This window comes from Pseudomonas sp. S3_A03, from assembly GCF_054668275.1.
In genome coordinates this window covers 1,701,951-1,720,304 of the sequence record NZ_CP162753.1, presented here as the reverse complement: position 1 = coordinate 1,720,304, position 18,354 = coordinate 1,701,951, and the positions used below count along the sequence as shown (strand labels likewise).

The window sequence follows — 18,354 nt, the reverse complement described above, 5'->3', positions numbered from 1 at the left end:
AAAATGCCCTGGCTGGCAGGGCATTTTGGGGTGTTGCTGAGATAGCTATCGGGAGCAAGCCCCTCCCACACTTGACCGAGTACATCCTTTGGAATGCGGCCAATGTGGGAGGGGGCTTGCCCCGATGGCGGCGACTCGGTCTTGAGTCAGCCCCCGCGCACCATATCGACGTGCGGAATCCCGACTTCAAGAAACTCGTCACTGACGATCTCGAAGCCCAGCCGCTCATAAAACGGTGCGGCATACACCTGAGCGCTGAGAAACTGCTTGGTCTGGCCGCGTTTTTCAGCTGCTTCGATCACGGCCTCCATCAGCTTGTCGCCCACCTTCAGCCCGCGCCAGTCCTTGAGCACCGACACGCGGCCGATCTCGCCGCTGGGCAGCAGGCGCGCGGTGCCAATCGCAAAGTCGCCTTCGAATGCGAGGAAATGCATGGCGTCCGCGTCGTCCGCGTCCCATTCCAGCTCCGGTGGAACCGATTGCTCAGCGATAAATACCGCTTCACGAATGCGCCGAATCTCGTCGATATCCTTTCGCCAGTCCGCGACACTTACGTGAATCTTATTCATCGGCAAACCCCAAGCTCCCTTGCTTGACCAATTCGCACAGCAGGTCGCGACCGTCTTCGTCGGCGAGCCACTCGCCGAGGTTTTCGCTGTGCAGCGCATCGGCCGAGCACACCAGTTTCAACAGCTCGCGCAGTTTGCCTGGCAGGTAACGGCTCTGGCCGCTGGCGAACAGCAGTACATCATCATCCACTTCGGACCAGGCCATGCGCGCGCTAGGGTTGCGCACCAGGATCGCGCCGTCCTGCAGGCTGCCGAGGAAGTCTTCTTCGCCCACGTCTTCGCCCGCTACCAGTTCCGGGTAGCGTGGCTCGGTCATGAACTGGCCGAACCAGGTCAACAACATGCGCTCGTCGCTCATGTGCTCGGCCAGCAGGCTCTTGAGGCGATCAAGGGCGTCGCTCTGGATCTGATGCGGGTCGCTGACGGGCTGGGCGTCGGCGTCGGTGTAGCGCTCTTCGTCCGTCAGGTACTGGGCGAGGAAGTCGGTGAAGTGGGTCAGTACTTCGGCGGCGCTCGGGGCGCGGAAGCCGACCGAGTAGGTCATGCAGTCATCTTCAGCGATGCCGTAGTGTGCCAGGCGCGGCGGCAGGTAGAGCATGTCGCCCGGTTCCAGCACCCATTCGGCACTTTCTTCGAATTCGGCGAGGATGCGCAGGTCAGCGTGTTGCAGCAGTGGGCTTTCGGAGCTGCACATCTGGCCGATCTTCCAGTTGCGCTTGCCTTGGGCTTGCAGCAGGAACACGTCGTAGTTGTCGAAGTGCGGGCCTACGCTGCCGCCTGGCGCGGCGAAGCTGATCATCACGTCATCGATGCGCCAGCTAGGCAGGAAGCGGAACTGCTCCAGCAACTCGGCCACTTCCGGTACGAACTGGTCGACCGCTTGTACCAGCAGGGTCCACTCGCGTTCCGGCAGGGTGCTGAAGGCGTCTTCGGCGAACGGGCCGCGGCGCAGTTCCCATGGGCGCTCGCCGTGTTCGATCACCAGGCGCGATTCGACTTCTTCTTCCAGGGCCAGGCCGGCCAGTTCGTCGGCGTCTATCGGGCTTTCGAAGTCAGGGATGGCCTGACGGATCAGCAGCGGTTTTTTCTGCCAGTAATCGCGCAGGAATTCCCGTGCCGTGATGCCGCCCAAAAGTTGAAGAGGGATATCAGGATTCATGTGTAACCTATTGAAAAAAAGCACTTTTCAGACTGAAATAAAAACGCCCGGCGCGGCCGGGCGTCTCAAGGGTCTTGCGATGATCAGATGCGCTTGGCTTGGGCCACGGCGTTGCCGATGTAGTTGGCCGGGGTGAGCAATTTCAGCTCGGCCTTGGCAGCGTCCGGCATGTCCAGGCCGTCGATGAAAGTTTGCAGCGCTTGCGGGCTGATGCCCTTGCCACGGGTCAACTCTTTGAGCTTCTCGTAGGGGTTTTCGATGTTGTAGCGACGCATCACGGTCTGGATCGGCTCGGCCAGTACTTCCCAGCACGCGTCCAGGTCGGCGGCGATTTTCTGCTCGTTGAGCTCCAGCTTGCTGATGCCTTTGAGGCTGGCTTCGTACGCGATCACGCTGTGGGCAAAACCCACGCCGAGGTTGCGCAGTACAGTGGAGTCGGTCAGGTCGCGCTGCCAGCGGGAGATCGGCAACTTGCTGGCCAGGTGCTGGAACAGCGCGTTGGCGATGCCGAGGTTGCCTTCGGAGTTTTCGAAGTCGATCGGGTTGACCTTGTGCGGCATGGTCGACGAACCGATTTCACCGGCAATGGTGCGCTGCTTGAAGTAGCCCAGGGAGATGTAGCCCCAGATATCGCGATCGAAGTCGATCAGGATGGTGTTGAAACGCGCAATCGCGTCGAACAGCTCGGCAATGTAGTCGTGCGGTTCGATCTGCGTGGTGTACGGGTTGAAGCCCAGGCCCAGTTCGTCTTCGATGAAGGCGCGGGCGTTGGCTTCCCAGTCGATCTCAGGGTAAGCCGACAGGTGGGCATTGTAGTTGCCGACAGCGCCGTTGATCTTGCCCAGCAGCGGAACGGCAGCGACTTGAGCGATTTGACGCTCCAGGCGGTACACCACGTTGGCCAGTTCTTTGCCCAGGGTGGTCGGGGAGGCGGGTTGACCGTGGGTGCGCGACAGCATCGGCACAGCAGCGAAGCGGATCGCCAGTTCGCGGATGGCTTCGGCGGTCTGGCGCATCAGCGGCAGCATCACGTCATCACGGCCTTCGCGCAGCATCAGGGCGTGGGACAGGTTGTTGATGTCCTCGCTGGTGCAGGCAAAGTGGATGAATTCACTGACCTGGGCCAGTTCCGGCAGCTTGGCCGCTTGCTCCTTGAGTAGGTACTCAATGGCTTTGACGTCGTGGTTGGTGGTGCGCTCGATCTCTTTGACACGCTCGGCGTGCTCCAGAGAGAAGTTTTCCGCCAGGGTGTTCAATACAGCGTTGGCCTCGGCGGAAAACGCCGGCACTTCGCTGATGGCGCGGTGACTGGCCAGGCGCTGGAGCCAGCGCACTTCAACCAGTACACGAGCACGGATCAAGCCGTATTCGCTGAAAATAGGGCGCAGGGCCTGGGTTTTGCCGGCGTAGCGGCCGTCAACAGGGGAAACCGCAGTGAGCGAAGAGAGCTGCATGGGGTGTTCTCGGACAGTCGGGCAACGAAATGGGGCGCGTATCATACATGAAAAATCCGCCGGTCCGTTGCCAACTGACCGGCGTATTACGCGTAACGGCTTGAAAATAGCGTGCTGGTGCGACTTATTCGTTGCGCATCAACGGGTAAAGCTCTTTGAGCAATTTGCGCCGGCTGATCACCAGTTGCCAACGATGACCGCCCAACTGGCGCCACAACCGCGCCGAACGAATACCGGCCAGCAGCAGCGCACGGATTTTCGAGGCGTTGTTCGGTTGTTGCAGGTTGCGCATGTCGCCGTGCACCTGGATCCGTTGGCGCAAGGTACTCAAAGTATCCTGGTACAGCGCGCCGCAGGCGGCGATCACGTTTTCGTGAGCCGTGCCGAAGTGCTCGACCTGGGATTGGATCTGCGGCAGGCGTTTGCCGATGGTTTCCAGCATGTCGTCGCGCTTGGCCAGTTGCCGCTCGAGGCCGAGCATCGACAGGGCATAGCGCAGCGGCTCGCGCTGCAAGGTGCTCGGGTCGCGCTCCAGGGCGCCGATCAGCGCGCGGTAGCCTTCACGCAGCGCGAGGTCGTCGCCGCCGTAGACTTCGAGGGTGTCCTTGGGGTCGCGGATCAGCAGGCTGCCGAGCATGCAGGTCAGGCCCGCTTCGGTGACCTGGCCGGTCTTGGCGATCTTGTCCACCAGCACGGCAGACAGAAATACGCCGCCCAGTGCGGTCAATTGCTCCTGGGTCGGGCTCATGCCGGGTTGCTCCAGGCCTGCGCGACTTCAATCACGCCGCCGCCCAGGCAGATTTCACCGTCATAGAACACCACGGATTGGCCAGGCGTGACCGCGCGCTGCGGGTCATCGAAGGTGGCGCGGTAGCCCGAAGCGGTTTTTTCCAGGGTGCAGGGTTGGTCGCTCTGGCGATAACGCACTTTGGCGGTCAGGCGGCGCGGCGTGCTCAGGTCGATCGGGTTGACCCAATAGATTTCCGAAGCGAGCAGGGCGCCGGAGAACAGCAAAGGGTGTTCGTTGCCCTGGCCGACGATCAGTACGTTGTTTTCCAGGTCCTTGACCAGCACGTACCACGGCTCTTCACCGGCGTCTTTGAGGCCGCCTATGCCCAGACCCTGGCGTTGGCCGATGGTGTGGTACATAAGGCCGTGGTGGCGACCGATCACTTCACCATCGGTGGTTTTGATGTCGCCCGGTTGTGCCGGCAGGTATTGCTTGAGGAAGTCGCTGAAGCGGCGCTCACCGATAAAGCAGATCCCGGTGGAATCTTTCTTCTTGGCGGTGGCCAGGCCATGTTGCTCGGCGATCTTGCGGACCTCGGGCTTTTCCAGTTCGCCGACCGGGAACAGGGTCTTGGCGATCTGTTCGCCGCCGACGGCATGCAGGAAGTAGCTCTGGTCCTTGTTCGGGTCCAGGCCCTTGAGCAGCTCGGTGCGGCCGTCGATGTCACGGCGGCGCACGTAGTGGCCAGTGGCGATCAGGTCGGCGCCGAGCATCATGGCGTAGTCGAGAAACGCCTTGAACTTGATCTCGCGGTTACACAGGATGTCCGGGTTCGGCGTGCGGCCGGCCTTGTATTCGGCCAGGAAGTGCTCGAACACGTTGTCCCAGTACTCGGCGGCGAAATTGGCTGTGTGCAGCTTGATACCGATCTTGTCGCACACGGCCTGGGCGTCCGCCAGGTCGTCCATGGCGGTGCAATATTCTGTTCCGTCGTCTTCTTCCCAGTTCTTCATGAACAGGCCTTCCACCTCATAACCCTGCTCCATGAGCAGAACGGCGGAAACGGAAGAATCCACGCCGCCGGACATGCCGACGATGACGCGCTTCTTTTGTGTGTCAGAAGGGGCTGGATCACGCATAGGGTTTCAACGGGTGTCTTGAAAAAGGACGCGATTCTAACAGGCCTGGGCCCGCAAGGCTAAAGAGAAGGGCGGATCAATTCCAGGCTGTGGCGCTGGCCGGCCAGATAATCATCGATACAGCGGATGATCAGCTCGCTGCGCCAGTCGTCGCGCAGGGCCATCAGTTCGTCACGGGTGAGCCAGCGGGCGCGGACGATGCCTTCGTCGAGTTGATAGCCCGGGTGGTGTTGCAGGGCCTTGGCGATAAAGCACACGCGCTGATAGGTCACGCCGTTGCTCGGTGCGGTGTACAGGTAGATGCCGACGATGCCGGTGGCTTCGACGTCCCAGCCGGTTTCTTCGAGGGTTTCACGCACGGCGGCTTCCGTCAGGGTTTCGTGCGGGTCGAGGTGGCCGGCGGGCTGGTTGAGCACGGCGCGGCCGCCCTTGAGTTCTTCGACCATCAGGAACTTGCCGTTGTCTTCGACGATGGTGGCGACGGTGATGTGGGGTTGCCAGGTCATGAATGGCTCTCGAATGCAGGTGGGGGCTAAATCATCCTGCATGATACGCCGGACATGGCTGGGCTGCTCAAAACGTAGCGGTGGCCTGGGCTTGCGGGGAGAACGTCAATATCACTTCGTTATTCGGCCCAGCCTGCCATTTCTGTACATCCTGCGGGTTCTTTTCGTTGCGAATAATGCACTTCCATTCCACCTTTTCATCGAGCTGGACGCCCGAAAAACGCACCTGGCCGGTCCATGTCGGGTAGTTGGATGGGCTGAGTAAAACGGCGTTGGCGGGGTCCCATTTTCCGACTTCTGGGTGCGAGCCAACCACATAAACGCTATATCCTTGCGTTGTGACGCCGTTCTGGCAGGTAAAGCTCGCGTTGAGGAAGTATGTCATCTGGACGTTTTGGCCAGCGTTTGCCAGGGGCAGCAGCGCAAGTAAGAAAGCGCCCAGTGGCAATAAATAGTAGGTGCGCAACATTTGATGGTCTCCCGGTCTCGGCTCAGTCGTCACGGGATAAGGATGGCCCTCAGGGGGCTGGGGGGCACCTGTTAGAACTTACAGTTCATTAGAGTTTTTCGCGATTGTTCTGCCATCGGGAGCAAGCTCCCTCCCACATTTGAATCCGGTTTATTTGCTGGAAACAGAAACCCCGGCACAAGGCCGGGGCTTCTTTTGCATCGTTACAACCTTACTTCAACTTGGCAATCGCCGCGTTGAGGGTGTTGCTTGGGCGCATGGCCTTGCTGGTCAGCTCTGGGTTCGGCGCGTAGTAGCCGCCGATGTCCACTGGCTTGCCCTGTACGGCGTTGAGTTCGGCAACGATGGTTGCTTCGTTCTCCGCCAGGGTCTTGGCCAGTTCGCCGAACTGCGCTTGCAGTGCAGTGTCTTCGGTCTGGGCGGCCAGGGCTTGGGCCCAGTACAGCGCCAGGTAGAAGTGGCTGCCGCGGTTGTCGATGTTGCCGACTTTGCGCGATGGCGACTTGTTGTTGTCCAGGAACTGGCCGGTGGCCTGGTCCAGGGTCTTGGACAGTACCAAGGCTTTCGGGTTGTTGTAGGTCACACCCAAATGCTCAAGGGAGGCGGCCAGGGCCAGGAACTCGCCCAGGGAGTCCCAACGCAGGAAGTTTTCTTCCAGCAATTGCTGCACGTGCTTGGGTGCCGAACCGCCGGCGCCGGTTTCGAACAGGCCACCGCCATTCATCAGCGGCACGATCGACAGCATCTTGGCGCTGGTGCCCAGTTCCATGATCGGGAACAGGTCGGTCAGGTAGTCGCGCAGTACGTTGCCGGTTACCGAGATGGTGTCCAGGCCCTTGCGGGTGCGTTCCAGGGTGAACTTCATCGCGTCGACCGGCGACATGATGCGGATGTCCAGGCCTTCGGTGTTGTGGTCTTTCAGGTAAGCCTGAACTTTCTCGACCACGACGCCGTCGTGCGCACGCTTGGGGTCCAGCCAGAAGATGGCCGGGGTGTTGCTGGCGCGGGCACGGTTGACGGCCAGCTTGACCCAGTCCTGGATCGGCGCGTCCTTGGTCTGGCACATGCGGAAGATGTCGCCGGCTTCGACGTTCTGTTCCATCAGCAGGTTGCCCTTGCTGTCGGTGACGCGGACTACGCCGTCGGCCTTGATCTGGAAGGTCTTGTCGTGGGAGCCGTACTCTTCGGCTTTTTTAGCCATCAGGCCAACGTTCGGCACGCTGCCCATGGTGGTTGGGTCGAAGGCGCCATTGGCCTTGCAGTCTTCGATGACGGCTTGGTAGATGGTGGCGTAGCAGCGGTCTGGAATCACGGCCTTGGTGTCGTGCAGTTGGCCGTCGGTGCCCCACATTTTGCCGGAGTCACGGATCATGGCCGGCATCGAGGCGTCGACGATCACGTCGCTCGGCACGTGCAGGTTGGTGATGCCTTTGTCGGAGTTGACCATCGCCAGGGAAGGGCGAGCGGCGTAGACCGCCTGGATGTCCGCTTCGATCTGCGCTTGCTGGTCGGCCGGCAGCGCCTTGATGCGTGCGTACAGGTCGCCGATGCCGTTGTTCAGGTTGAAGCCGATCTGTTCCAGCACGGTGGCGTGCTTGGTCAGGGCATCTTTATAGAACTCGGCAACGATCTGGCCGAACATGATTGGGTCGGAGACCTTCATCATGGTGGCTTTGAGGTGCACCGACAGCAATACGCCTTGTTTCTTGGCGTCTTCGATTTCAGCGGCGATGAACGAACGCAGGGCGTTTTTGCTCAGCACGGCGCTGTCGAGGATTTCGCCGGCCTGGGCGGTGGTCTTTTCTTTCAGGACGGTGGTGGCGCCATCCTTGCCGACCAGCTCGATTTTGACAGCATCGGCCGCTTCGATCTGTACGGCTTTTTCGCTGCCGTAGAAGTCGCCGCTGCTCATGTGGGCAACGTGGGATTTGGAGTCGGCAGCCCAGGCACCCATTTTGTGCGGGTGCTTGCGCGCATAGTTCTTGACCGACAGCGGTGCGCGGCGGTCGGAGTTGCCTTCGCGCAGTACCGGGTTCACGGCGCTACCCTTGACCTTGTCGTAACGTGCGCGGGTTTCTTTTTCCGCGTCGGTGGTTACGGTTTCCGGGTAGTCCGGCAGGGCGTAGCCCTGGGCCTGCAGTTCTTTGATCGCGGCTTGCAGCTGCGGGGTCGAAGCACTGATGTTAGGCAGCTTGATGATGTTGGCTTCGGGGGTAACGGCCAGGGCGCCCAGTTCGGCGAGGTGGTCCGGTACAGCCTTGGTGCCCAGTTGCTCGGGGAAGCTTGCGAGGATGCGCCCGGCGAGGGAAATATCGCGGGTTTCCACGGCAATATCAGCGGAAGCGGTGAAGGCCTCTACGATAGGCAGCAGTGAATAGGTGGCGAGGGCTGGGGCTTCGTCGGTGAAGGTGTAGATGATCTTCGAGCGGGTGGGCATATTCGGATTAACTCTCTTCTTTGCTGAAAGCGTGCGCAGAAACTCGAGATGCGCCGGGTGGAGCGCGTTCGTTCAAAGTCATCCATGAGCGAAAGGTCGAGGTTTCTTCGCGGTGATGTTGGGTTGCATCAGTCGAGCGTCAAGCGGGTGGACTATTGTATTAGTCCTGCTTTTGGCGGAAGGCGCCGCTCTTTATTTGCAGAAACTGGAGCGGTCCGCCGTCGTGACTCTTTGGTCAGCGGCGGCATTATACATAGGTCGCTATGCTTACGCCGAGCCTTCATACAAAAGGTGTGTCGTCCATTGGTCTAAAGGTCGCAGGTACCGGGTTACGCCTAAAGTCGCACGATGTGCTCGAGATTGGCGTTTTTCCCTTTGCTTTCAGGCTTGTAGGCGGCAATTTATGCTGTTTTCGATGCAAATGAGCATGGCGCGAGGTTTCAGTCGCCATTTATCTGGAGTAGGCTCGAACGCAGCCAGATGTTCAATCCATAGATGGAGTTCAGCATGGGATACAAGAAGATTCAGGTTCCGGCAGTCGGCGACAAAATCACCGTCAACGCAGACCATTCTCTCAATGTTCCTGACCAACCGATCATCCCTTATATCGAAGGTGACGGTATTGGCGTCGACATCAGCCCGGTGATGATCAAGGTGGTCGACGCAGCTGTTGAAAAGGCCTACGGCGGCAAGCGCAAGATTTCGTGGATGGAGGTGTACGCCGGCGAGAAGGCGACCCAGGTCTACGATCAGGACACCTGGCTGCCCCAGGAAACCCTCGATGCGGTCAAGGATTATGTGGTGTCCATCAAGGGCCCGCTGACCACACCGGTCGGTGGCGGGATCCGGTCGTTGGACGTGGCGCTGCGCCAGCAACTTGACCTCTATGTGTGCCTGCGCCCGGTGCGCTGGTTTGAAGGCGTGCCCAGCCCGGTCAAGAAGCCTGGCGACGTGGACATGACCATCTTCCGCGAAAACTCCGAAGATATTTACGCCGGGATCGAGTGGAAGGCCGGCTCGCCGGAAGCGATCAAGGTGATCAAGTTCCTCAAGGAGGAAATGGGCGTCACCAAGATCCGTTTCGACCAGGATTGCGGGATTGGCGTCAAGCCGGTTTCCAAGGAAGGTACCAAGCGCCTGGCGCGTAAGGCCCTTCAATACGTAGTGGATAATGATCGCGATTCGCTGACCATCGTGCACAAAGGCAACATCATGAAGTTCACCGAAGGGGCCTTCAAGGAATGGGCCTACGAGGTGGCCGCTGAGGAATTTGGCGCGACCCTGCTTGATGGCGGGCCGTGGATGCAGTTCAAGAACCCGAAGACCGGCAAGAATGTGGTGGTCAAGGATGCGATTGCCGACGCCATGCTCCAGCAGATCCTGTTGCGTCCGGCCGAATATGACGTGATTGCTACCCTCAACCTCAATGGTGACTACCTGTCCGACGCCCTGGCGGCGGAGGTGGGCGGTATCGGTATTGCGCCGGGGGCGAACCTGTCCGATACCGTGGCAATGTTCGAAGCCACCCACGGCACTGCGCCAAAGTACGCGGGCAAGGACCAGGTCAACCCGGGGTCGTTGATTTTGTCGGCGGAAATGATGTTGCGCCACATGGGGTGGGTCGAGGCGGCCGACCTGATCATCAAGGGTACCAATGGTGCGATTTCGGCCAAGACCGTGACCTATGACTTCGAGCGGTTGATGGAGGGCGCCAAGTTGGTGTCGTCGTCGGGCTTTGGTGATGCGCTGATTTCGCATATGTAAGGCTCAAGCCATAAAAAACGGCCGCCCCACATTGATTGGGGGCGGCCGTTTTTTTTCGCGAGCTACGCGCTCGACGGTGGATCAGGCCGTTTGCTTCTTTTCTTTATGAGCGTGGGAGGGTACGGTTTTTTCCGTTGATTCGACTTTCACTGCATCGATGTTCACTGCGTGCAGCCCTTTCGGTCCTTGAATGATTTCAAAGCTCACCACCTGGCCAGCTTTCAGCGTTTTGTAACCATCCATAATGATCGCTGAGTAATGCGCAAAAAGATCCTCAGTTTTTCCTTCTTCATTCACAAAGCCATATCCTTTGGCGTTGTTGAACCACTTGACCTTGCCATTGATCTTGACGCCAGACATACCCATTTCCTTCTGCACCAGACTCCATCACTGGAGTATCATCCAGTTTATCCGTCCTAACCCGAATAAATAAGGTTGACTGCGCGGACCTTTTTTACCCACTGTGGGTTCTATTGGTTGTAACACCGATTTGCCGATAGTCAAGGCGACCAGTCGGTCAGAGTTGAATTTCTGACAGCTCGCCCCCACCACTGTATTTGAACCACTGACGAACCTTTCTTTCCATGCATGCAATCAGCCAGATTCGACTAACATTCAATCAGGATCGACCGGATCACGAACACGATGACGACGGTTCTGCGGGCATTGCTGTCAAAGAGGCCAAGCCTGCTTTACAGGCGCCGCCGATGTACAAGGTGGTTTTGTTCAATGATGACTACACACCGATGGATTTCGTCGTCGAAGTGCTCGAGGTGTTTTTTAACCTGAACCGCGAGTTGGCGACCAAGGTAATGCTGGCCGTTCACACAGAAGGACGGGCAGTATGTGGAGTGTTTACCCGTGACATCGCCGAGACAAAGGCCATGCAGGTCAACCAGTACGCCAGGGAAAGCCAGCATCCGCTACTCTGTGAAATCGAGAAGGACGGTTAACGCCGACCACTTGGGTATGAGGTGAAGCTATGTTAAACCGCGAGCTCGAAGTCACCCTCAATCTTGCCTTCAAGGAGGCTCGTTCGAAGCGTCATGAATTCATGACCGTCGAACACCTTTTGCTGGCACTTTTGGACAATGAAGCTGCCGCCACCGTGTTGCGTGCGTGCGGCGCCAACCTCGACAAACTCAAGCATGACCTGCAGGAGTTTATCGACTCCACCACGCCACTGATCCCCGTGCATGACGAGGACCGCGAAACCCAGCCGACCCTGGGCTTCCAGCGGGTATTGCAGCGCGCTGTGTTCCACGTACAGAGCTCCGGTAAGCGTGAAGTCACTGGCGCCAATGTGCTTGTGGCGATCTTCAGCGAACAGGAAAGCCAGGCAGTGTTCCTGCTCAAGCAGCAGAGCGTTGCCCGCATCGATGTCGTCAACTACATCGCCCACGGTATCTCCAAGGTGCCTGGGCACGGCGATCATTCCGAGGGTGAGCAGGATATGCAGGACGACGAGGGCGGTGAGTCTTCTTCTTCAAGCAACCCGCTGGATGCCTATGCCAGCAACCTCAACGAGCTGGCGCGTCAGGGGCGGATCGATCCGCTGGTGGGGCGTGAGCTTGAGGTTGAGCGTGTAGCGCAGATCCTGGCGCGTCGTCGCAAGAACAACCCATTGCTGGTGGGAGAGGCGGGTGTGGGTAAAACCGCGATTGCCGAAGGTCTCGCCAAGCGTATTGTCGACAACCAGGTCCCGGACCTGCTGGCCAACAGTGTCGTCTACTCCCTTGATCTGGGTGCGTTGCTCGCCGGGACCAAATATCGCGGCGATTTCGAGAAGCGCTTCAAGGCGCTGCTCGGCGAACTGAAAAAACGCCCACAGGCGATCCTGTTTATCGATGAGATCCATACGATCATTGGTGCCGGTGCGGCATCCGGTGGCGTGATGGACGCCTCCAACCTGCTCAAGCCATTGCTGTCGTCGGGTGATATCCGCTGCATCGGCTCGACCACGTTCCAGGAATTCCGTGGGATCTTCGAAAAAGACCGTGCCCTGGCGCGTCGCTTCCAGAAAGTCGACGTCTCCGAGCCTTCGGTCGAAGACACCATCGGCATCCTGCGCGGGCTCAAGGGGCGTTTTGAGGCGCACCATGGCATCGAGTACACCGATGAGGCGCTACGTGCCGCTGCGGAGCTTGCGTCGCGCTACATCAACGACCGTCACATGCCGGACAAGGCTATTGACGTGATCGATGAAGCGGGTGCCTATCAGCGCTTGCAGTCGGTCGAGAAGCGGGTGAAGCGCATCGATGTACCTCAGGTCGAGGATATCGTGGCGAAGATCGCGCGGATTCCGCCAAAACACGTCACCAGCTCCGACAAGGAGTTGCTGCGTAACCTGGAGCGCGACCTCAAGCTGACCGTGTTCGGCCAGGATGCGGCTATCGACTCGCTGTCTACCGCGATCAAGTTGTCGCGTGCGGGCCTCAAATCGCCGGACAAGCCTGTTGGTTCGTTCCTGTTCGCCGGTCCTACCGGTGTCGGCAAGACCGAGGCGGCGCGGCAGTTGGCCAAGGCCATGGGCATTGAGCTGGTGCGGTTCGACATGTCCGAGTACATGGAGCGCCACACTGTGTCGCGCCTGATCGGTGCGCCTCCGGGCTATGTCGGCTTCGACCAGGGCGGTCTGTTGACCGAGGCAATCACCAAGCAACCCCATTGCGTATTGTTGCTCGATGAAATCGAAAAGGCCCACCCGGAAGTCTTCAACCTGCTGTTGCAGGTCATGGATCACGGGACCCTGACCGACAACAACGGGCGCAAGGCGGACTTCCGCAACGTGATCGTGATCATGACCACTAACGCCGGTGCCGAAACGGCTGCGCGGGCTTCGATCGGCTTTACGCATCAGGATCACTCCTCCGATGCGATGGAAGTGATCAAGAAGAGCTTCACGCCGGAGTTCCGTAACCGTCTGGACACCATTATCCAGTTTGGTCGCCTCAGCCATGAGGTTATCAAGAGCGTGGTGGACAAGTTCCTTACCGAGCTTCAGGCGCAGTTGGAAGACAAGCGCGTGCAGTTGGATGTAACCGACGCGGCGCGCAACTGGCTGGCGGAGGGTGGTTACGACGCGGCAATGGGCGCGCGCCCAATGGCACGTCTGATCCAGGACAAGATCAAGCGGCCATTGGCCGAAGAGATCCTGTTTGGCGAACTGTCCGACCATGGTGGCGTGGTGCATATCGACCTGAAGGATGGCGAGCTGACCTTCGAGTTCGAAACCACGGCTGAAATGGCCTGATAGCGGGTTGCAACAAAGCAAAAGGCGCCGAAAGGCGCCTTTTTGCTGCCTTGGAATACGGTCATCAAAACAATTACATATCAAATGTGGGAGGGGCTTGCCCCCTCCCACAGAATTGCTCAGTGCTTGAGAAATCCTATGCACACAAAAACGCCCGGCATAACCGGGCGTTTTGTATTGACTTGCTTAGCGAGCGCGGTAAGTGATGCGCCCTTTGCTCAAGTCATAGGGCGTCAGCTCGACGCGCACTTTGTCACCGGTAAGAATACGAATGTAGTTCTTGCGCATCTTGCCGGAGATATGCGCGGTTACGACGTGCCCATTTTCCAACTCCACACGAAACATGGTGTTGGGCAGGGTGTCGACGACAGTGCCTTCCATTTCGAAGCTGTCTTCTTTCGACATGCAGTAAAGCCCTCGGTATCCAGTGAATGGCCCGGTGCAACTGCGCCAGGCAAAAGCGGCGTGCATTGTGCCCGAAAAAGGGTGTTTAAGCCAAGGGGTTCTAGTTAAGCGTGACCCATCTTTGATTAATCAGTAGCTCAATGGGCCGATATTGGGTCTTGTAGTTCATCTTTTTGCAGTTTTTTATCCAATATCCGAGGTACACCGCCTCCAGTTCCAGGCGCAGGGCCTCGCCGATTTGCCACAGGATCGCAAAGCGCCCGAGGCTACGGCGCTCCTCGGCCGGCTCGTAGAAGGTATAGACCGCCGAAAGGCCGTTCGGCAGCAAATCGGTCACCGCCACGGCCACCAGGCGGCCGTCCGCACGAAACTCGTAGAACCGCGAAAAGGGCAGGTCGCGCACCAGAAACGTTGAAAACTGGTCGCGGCTGGGCGGGAACATATCGCCGTCGGCGTGCCGTTGCTCGATATAGCGTTGGTAAAGATCGAAATACTCTTCGGTAAAGCGTGGCTTGCTCGACGTCACTGTCAGGTCGGCGTTGCGCTTGAGAATGCGCTTCTGGTTGCGGTCCGGCAGAAACTGAGCCACGGGAATGCGAGCCGGCACGCAGGCATTGCAGTTCTGGCAATGGGGCCGGTACAGATGATCGCCACTGCGCCGAAACCCCATTTCCGAGAGATCGGCGTACACGTGCACGTCCATAGGCTGGCTGGGGTCGAGGAACAGCGTGGTGGCCTGCTCGTCGGGCAGATAGCTGCAAGAGTGGGGTTGAGTGGCATAGAACTTCAAACGCGCCAACTCGGTCATGATCAACCCTCGGGGTAAGCTTTGAAATAAGTGTAAGCCAGGTGGGCGAATGTCGCCTACGAAACCCACGGCCCAGAGCTGGGTTGGTCCAGATGGTTGCGCAGAAAGCCGGCGAAGTCGCTGCGCGATATGGCGCGAGCGCCCAGGCTGTGCAGGTGATCATTGGGCATCTGGCAGTCGATCAGCACAAAACCCCAGGCCTTCAGTTGCCCGACGAGCGTGGCAAAGCCGAATTTGGAGGCGTTGTCGGCGCGGCTGAACATCGACTCCCCGAAAAACAACTGGCCCATCGCCAAACCATACAGGCCGCCCACCAGCTTGCCGTCGTCCCACACCTCCACCGAATGCGCGTAGCCGCGTTGGTGCAGTTCCAGGTAGGCAGCTTGTATGCCTTCGGTGATCCAGGTGCCATCGGCATACGCGCGCGGCGCGGCGCAGGCCTGGATAACGGCGGCGAAGTCCTGGTCGAAGGTCACGCGGTAACGCTGCTGGCGCAACAGTTTACCCAGGCTGCGCGATACATGCAGTTCGTCCGGAAAGATCACCGTGCGTGGGTCCGGCGACCACCAGAGGATCGGCTGACCCTGTGAGAACCACGGAAAGCAGCCGTGGCGGTAGGCTTGCACCAGCCGCTCGGCCGACAGGTCGCCGCCCGCGGCCAGCAGGCCGTTGGGTTCGCGCATGGCTTTGGCCAGCGGTGGGAAGGTCAGGGAGTCGCGTTGTAACCAAGTCAGCATGGTATCCAGGCTTACGGAAGGGGAGGGAGTGGCAGGGATGGCGCCTGCCCCAAACGTGTTGATTATTGTCGACGCAGCGCCATCGGGCCAGCCCGAATCAGCCATGAAGGTGGATTAGCGTGAGCGGGTGTTTCTGCAACTCTATGCCTGAGGCGTGGTCGTAATCGGGTCTGAGCCATGCAGGCCATTTGCCAAGCTGGCCTGGATTGGTAAAAACAGCTCATAAGCCTTTGTCAGCAAAGACAATGCATGCTCAAATTGAGCACCTTATGACACGCCAATTGACTGGGCTGCCGGCTGAGTGGCAGGGCGTGGCATCGGAGACACAAACCCGTACAATGCGGCCATTGTGGCGTTATCGCCGTTTCGTGAATCAATCGCGCAGTGTTAAAAGTAGATCGTTCATTTTTCAGCTGCTCGGATTGGGCAGTATGTATCGTCATTTAACAGATGGACGCGCTAAAGGCGCAGGAATAGACCCGTTTTGAAGAAATCCACCGCAGCACCCAAGACAGTCGTGCCGGCCTGGCGCCAGCACCTGCATTATCGCCTCAAGGAAGGTGCGCTGATCGCGATCGGCGCGTTGTGCCTGTTCCTGATCATGGCGTTGCTCACCTATGGCAAGGACGATCCGGGCTGGAGCCACAACAGCAAGATCGACGATGTGCAGAACTTCGGCGGGCCGGTGGGCTCCTACAGCGCCGATATCCTGTTCATGGTGCTCGGTTACTTCGCTTACATCTTTCCCTTGCTGCTGGCGATCAAGACCTGGCAGATCTTCCGCCAGCGCCACGAGCCGTGGCAATGGAGCGGCTGGCTGTTTTCCTGGCGCCTGATCGGCCTGGTGTTCCTGGTGCTCTCCGGCGCGGCGCTGGCGCATATTCATTTCCATGCGCCTACCGGCCTGCCGGCGGGCGCGGGCGGGGCGCTGGGCGAAAGCCTTGGCGACCTGGCGCGCAAGACCCTGAATATCCAGGGCAGCACCTTGATGTTCATCGCGTTGTTCCTGTTCGGCCTTACGGTGTTCACTGACCTGTCGTGGTTCAAGGTGATGGACGTGACCGGCAAGATCACCCTTGACCTGCTGGAGCTGTTCCAGGGCGCCGCCAATCGCTGGTGGGCGGCCCGTGTCGAGCGCAAGCGCATGGTCGCGCAACTGCGTGAAGTCGACACCCGCGTCAACGAGGTGGTGGCCCCAAGTACGCCGGACCGCCGCGAGCAGGCCAAGGTCAAGGAACGCCTGATCGAACGCGAGCAGGCCCTGAGCAAGCACATGTCGGACCGCGAGAAGCAGGTGCCGCCGGTGATCGCTCCCGCGCCGCCCAAGGCCCCCGAGCCGAGCCATCGCGTGCAGAAAGAGAAGCAGGCGCCACTGTTTGTCGACAGCGCGGTTGAAGGCACCTTGCCGCCCATCTCGATTCTTGACCCGGCTGAAAAGAAACAACTCAATTACTCCCCGGAATCCCTGGCGGCCGTCGGCCACCTGCTGGAAATCAAGCTCAAGGAATTCGGCGTCGAGGTCTCGGTTGACTCGATCCACCCCGGCCCGGTGATCACCCGTTACGAAATCCAGCCGGCCGCCGGTGTGAAAGTCAGCCGCATCTCCAACCTGGCCAAGGACCTGGCCCGCTCCCTGGCCGTGACCAGCGTGCGTGTGGTGGAGGTGATTCCCGGCAAGACCACCGTGGGTATCGAGATCCCTAACGAAGACCGCCAGATCGTGCGCTTCTCAGAGGTGCTGTCGACGCCGGAATACGACAACTTCAAATCGCCGGTCACCCTGGCGCTGGGTCACGATATCGGCGGCAAGCCGGTGATCACTGACCTTGCAAAAATGCCTCACTTGTTGGTGGCCGGTACCACCGGTTCCGGTAAGTCGGTGGGCGTGAACGCGATGATCCTGTCGATTCTGTTCAAGTCCGGCCCGGATGACGCCAAGCTGATCATGATCGACCCGAAGATGCTGGAACTGTCGATCTACGAAGGCATTCCGCACCTGCTCTGCCCGGTGGTCACCGACATGAAGGACGCCGCCAACGCCCTGCGCTGGAGCGTTGCCGAGATGGAACGCCGCTACAAGCTGATGGCGAAGATGGGCGTGCGCAACCTGTCGGGCTTCAACGCCAAGGTCAAGGAAGCCCAGGACGCCGGCACGCCGTTGACCGACCCGCTGTACAAGCGCGAAAGCATCCACGACGAAGCGCCATTGTTGAGCAAGCTGCCGACCATCGTGGTCGTGGTCGATGAATTCGCCGACATGATGATGATCGTCGGCAAGAAGGTTGAAGAACTGATCGCCCGTATCGCCCAGAAGGCGCGAGCGGCCGGTATCCACTTGATCCTCGCCACCCAGCGCCCATCGGTGGATGTGATCACCGGTCTGATCAAGGCCAACATCCCGACGCGCATGGCGTTCCAGGTATCAAGCAAGATCGACTCGCGCACCATCATCGACCAGGGCGGCGCCGAGCAATTGCTGGGCCATGGTGACATGCTCTACATGCCGCCAGGCACCAGCCTGCCGATCCGCGTGCACGGCGCCTTTGTCTCCGATGATGAGGTTCACCGCGTGGTGGAAGCCTGGAAGCTGCGCGGCGCCCCGGAATACAACGACGATATCCTGGCGGGTGTCGAAGAGGCCGGCAGTGGCTTCGACGGCGGCAGCGGCGGTGGCGACGATGACGCCGAGACCGACGCGCTGTACGACGAAGCCGTGGCATTCGTGCTGGAAAGCCGCCGGGCCTCGATTTCCGCCGTGCAGCGCAAGCTGAAGATCGGCTATAACCGCGCTGCCCGCATGATCGAAGCCATGGAACACGCCGGCGTCGTCACCGCAATGAACACCAACGGCTCGCGTGAAATCATCGCCCCCGGGCAGATGCGCGACTGATCCCGTGCTGCGTGGCAATACGCGGCACGTCCTG

The 18,354-nt window shown here is 59.5% G+C and carries 16 protein-coding genes; 4 read left to right on the top strand and 12 right to left on the bottom strand.

Going from position 1 to position 18,354, the window contains the following annotated elements; translation table 11 throughout:
• Window positions 1-146: 146 nt before the first annotated feature.
• The 8 genes from AB4O25_RS07705 to AB4O25_RS07670 all read right to left on the bottom strand — a co-directional run bounded on the left by AB4O25_RS07705 (window position 147) and on the right by AB4O25_RS07670 (window position 8,463).
• Window positions 147-569 (bottom strand): GNAT family N-acetyltransferase, encoded by a 423-nt coding sequence (locus AB4O25_RS07705; protein ID WP_017527182.1) that lies wholly within the window; start codon window positions 567-569, stop codon window positions 147-149.
• The gene (locus AB4O25_RS07700) at window positions 562-1,728 is read right to left on the bottom strand and encodes a ribosomal protein uL16 3-hydroxylase (protein ID WP_017527183.1); all 1,167 of its coding nucleotides are present in this window, start codon (window positions 1,726-1,728) and stop codon (window positions 562-564) included. Before AB4O25_RS07700 ends, AB4O25_RS07705 begins: the two co-directional genes overlap by 8 nt.
• A gap of 83 nt (window positions 1,729-1,811) precedes the next feature.
• On the bottom strand, window positions 1,812-3,182 hold the full coding sequence (gene purB / locus AB4O25_RS07695) for an adenylosuccinate lyase (protein WP_065877430.1): 1,371 nt from the start codon (window positions 3,180-3,182) through the stop codon (window positions 1,812-1,814).
• Window positions 3,183-3,306: 124 nt separating this feature from the next.
• Complete coding sequence (gene hflD / locus AB4O25_RS07690) at window positions 3,307-3,930, bottom strand: high frequency lysogenization protein HflD (RefSeq protein ID WP_065877428.1); 624 nt, start codon at window positions 3,928-3,930, stop codon at window positions 3,307-3,309.
• A complete protein-coding gene (gene mnmA, locus AB4O25_RS07685) occupies window positions 3,927-5,051 on the bottom strand; it encodes a tRNA 2-thiouridine(34) synthase MnmA (RefSeq protein WP_135196785.1) in 1,125 nt (374 codons plus the stop codon). Before mnmA ends, hflD begins: the two co-directional genes overlap by 4 nt.
• 59 nt (window positions 5,052-5,110) lie before the next feature.
• Window positions 5,111-5,557, bottom strand: a complete 447-nt coding sequence (locus AB4O25_RS07680; RefSeq protein ID WP_017527187.1) for an NUDIX hydrolase — start codon at window positions 5,555-5,557, stop codon at window positions 5,111-5,113.
• A gap of 67 nt (window positions 5,558-5,624) precedes the next feature.
• Complete coding sequence (locus tag AB4O25_RS07675) at window positions 5,625-6,026, bottom strand: carbohydrate-binding module family 20 domain-containing protein (protein ID WP_017527188.1); 402 nt, start codon at window positions 6,024-6,026, stop codon at window positions 5,625-5,627.
• Between the two features lie 211 nt (window positions 6,027-6,237).
• Window positions 6,238-8,463 carry an NADP-dependent isocitrate dehydrogenase gene (locus AB4O25_RS07670; RefSeq protein ID WP_017527189.1) on the bottom strand — a complete coding sequence of 742 codons (2,226 nt, stop codon included), beginning with the start codon at window positions 8,461-8,463 and terminating at the stop codon, window positions 6,238-6,240.
• Window positions 8,464-8,970: 507 nt separating this feature from the next.
• Here AB4O25_RS07670 and icd point away from each other — a divergent pair.
• Window positions 8,971-10,227: an NADP-dependent isocitrate dehydrogenase gene (gene icd / locus AB4O25_RS07665; protein WP_460150720.1), complete on the top strand. Its 1,257-nt coding sequence runs from the start codon at window positions 8,971-8,973 to the stop codon at window positions 10,225-10,227.
• An 81-nt stretch (window positions 10,228-10,308) separates the two neighbouring features.
• On the opposite strand, the gene cspD is transcribed toward icd, so the two are convergent.
• Complete coding sequence (cspD, locus tag AB4O25_RS07660; RefSeq protein WP_065877426.1) at window positions 10,309-10,587, bottom strand: cold shock domain-containing protein CspD; 279 nt, start codon at window positions 10,585-10,587, stop codon at window positions 10,309-10,311.
• 224 nt (window positions 10,588-10,811) lie between these two features.
• Between cspD and clpS the strand changes: the two genes are divergently transcribed.
• Together clpS and clpA are read left to right on the top strand one after the other, a co-directional pair.
• Window positions 10,812-11,180 (top strand): ATP-dependent Clp protease adapter ClpS, encoded by a 369-nt coding sequence (gene clpS, locus AB4O25_RS07655; RefSeq protein WP_065877424.1) that lies wholly within the window; start codon window positions 10,812-10,814, stop codon window positions 11,178-11,180.
• Between the two features lie 29 nt (window positions 11,181-11,209).
• On the top strand, window positions 11,210-13,480 hold the full coding sequence (gene clpA / locus AB4O25_RS07650) for an ATP-dependent Clp protease ATP-binding subunit ClpA (protein WP_065877422.1): 2,271 nt from the start codon (window positions 11,210-11,212) through the stop codon (window positions 13,478-13,480).
• 186 nt (window positions 13,481-13,666) lie between these two features.
• On the opposite strand, the gene infA is transcribed toward clpA, so the two are convergent.
• From infA to aat, 3 genes are all read right to left on the bottom strand, one after another.
• The gene (gene infA, locus AB4O25_RS07645) at window positions 13,667-13,885 is read right to left on the bottom strand and encodes a translation initiation factor IF-1 (RefSeq protein WP_002553999.1); all 219 of its coding nucleotides are present in this window, start codon (window positions 13,883-13,885) and stop codon (window positions 13,667-13,669) included.
• A gap of 100 nt (window positions 13,886-13,985) precedes the next feature.
• Complete coding sequence (locus tag AB4O25_RS07640) at window positions 13,986-14,693, bottom strand: arginyltransferase (protein ID WP_017527193.1); 708 nt, start codon at window positions 14,691-14,693, stop codon at window positions 13,986-13,988.
• A gap of 56 nt (window positions 14,694-14,749) precedes the next feature.
• The gene (aat, locus tag AB4O25_RS07635; protein WP_017527194.1) at window positions 14,750-15,430 is read right to left on the bottom strand and encodes a leucyl/phenylalanyl-tRNA--protein transferase; all 681 of its coding nucleotides are present in this window, start codon (window positions 15,428-15,430) and stop codon (window positions 14,750-14,752) included.
• Window positions 15,431-15,914: 484 nt separating this feature from the next.
• On the opposite strand from aat, the gene ftsK reads away from it, so the two are divergent.
• The gene (gene ftsK / locus AB4O25_RS07630) at window positions 15,915-18,320 is read left to right on the top strand and encodes a DNA translocase FtsK (RefSeq protein ID WP_017527195.1); all 2,406 of its coding nucleotides are present in this window, start codon (window positions 15,915-15,917) and stop codon (window positions 18,318-18,320) included.
• Window positions 18,321-18,354: the final 34 nt, after the last annotated feature.

What these genes read in the sequence shown, in the direction of transcription:
- AB4O25_RS07670 (WP_017527189.1), bottom strand. Translation starts at nt 8,463, where the DNA reads ATGCCCACCCGCTCGAAGATCATCTACACCTTCACCGACGAAGCCCCA.
- hflD (WP_065877428.1), bottom strand. Translation starts at nt 3,930, where the DNA reads ATGAGCCCGACCCAGGAGCAATTGACCGCACTGGGCGGCGTATTTCTG.
- purB (WP_065877430.1), bottom strand. Translation starts at nt 3,182, where the DNA reads ATGCAGCTCTCTTCGCTCACTGCGGTTTCCCCTGTTGACGGCCGCTAC.
- AB4O25_RS07705 (WP_017527182.1), bottom strand. Translation starts at nt 569, where the DNA reads ATGAATAAGATTCACGTAAGTGTCGCGGACTGGCGAAAGGATATCGAC.
- mnmA (WP_135196785.1), bottom strand. Translation starts at nt 5,051, where the DNA reads ATGCGTGATCCAGCCCCTTCTGACACACAAAAGAAGCGCGTCATCGTC.
- AB4O25_RS07640 (WP_017527193.1), bottom strand. Translation starts at nt 14,693, where the DNA reads ATGACCGAGTTGGCGCGTTTGAAGTTCTATGCCACTCAACCCCACTCT.
- AB4O25_RS07700 (WP_017527183.1), bottom strand. Translation starts at nt 1,728, where the DNA reads ATGAATCCTGATATCCCTCTTCAACTTTTGGGCGGCATCACGGCACGG.
- clpS (WP_065877424.1), top strand. Translation starts at nt 10,812, where the DNA reads ATGCATGCAATCAGCCAGATTCGACTAACATTCAATCAGGATCGACCG.
- AB4O25_RS07680 (WP_017527187.1), bottom strand. Translation starts at nt 5,557, where the DNA reads ATGACCTGGCAACCCCACATCACCGTCGCCACCATCGTCGAAGACAAC.
- clpA (WP_065877422.1), top strand. Translation starts at nt 11,210, where the DNA reads ATGTTAAACCGCGAGCTCGAAGTCACCCTCAATCTTGCCTTCAAGGAG.
- AB4O25_RS07675 (WP_017527188.1), bottom strand. Translation starts at nt 6,026, where the DNA reads ATGTTGCGCACCTACTATTTATTGCCACTGGGCGCTTTCTTACTTGCG.
- aat (WP_017527194.1), bottom strand. Translation starts at nt 15,430, where the DNA reads ATGCTGACTTGGTTACAACGCGACTCCCTGACCTTCCCACCGCTGGCC.
- infA (WP_002553999.1), bottom strand. Translation starts at nt 13,885, where the DNA reads ATGTCGAAAGAAGACAGCTTCGAAATGGAAGGCACTGTCGTCGACACC.
- icd (WP_460150720.1), top strand. Translation starts at nt 8,971, where the DNA reads ATGGGATACAAGAAGATTCAGGTTCCGGCAGTCGGCGACAAAATCACC.
- cspD (WP_065877426.1), bottom strand. Translation starts at nt 10,587, where the DNA reads ATGTCTGGCGTCAAGATCAATGGCAAGGTCAAGTGGTTCAACAACGCC.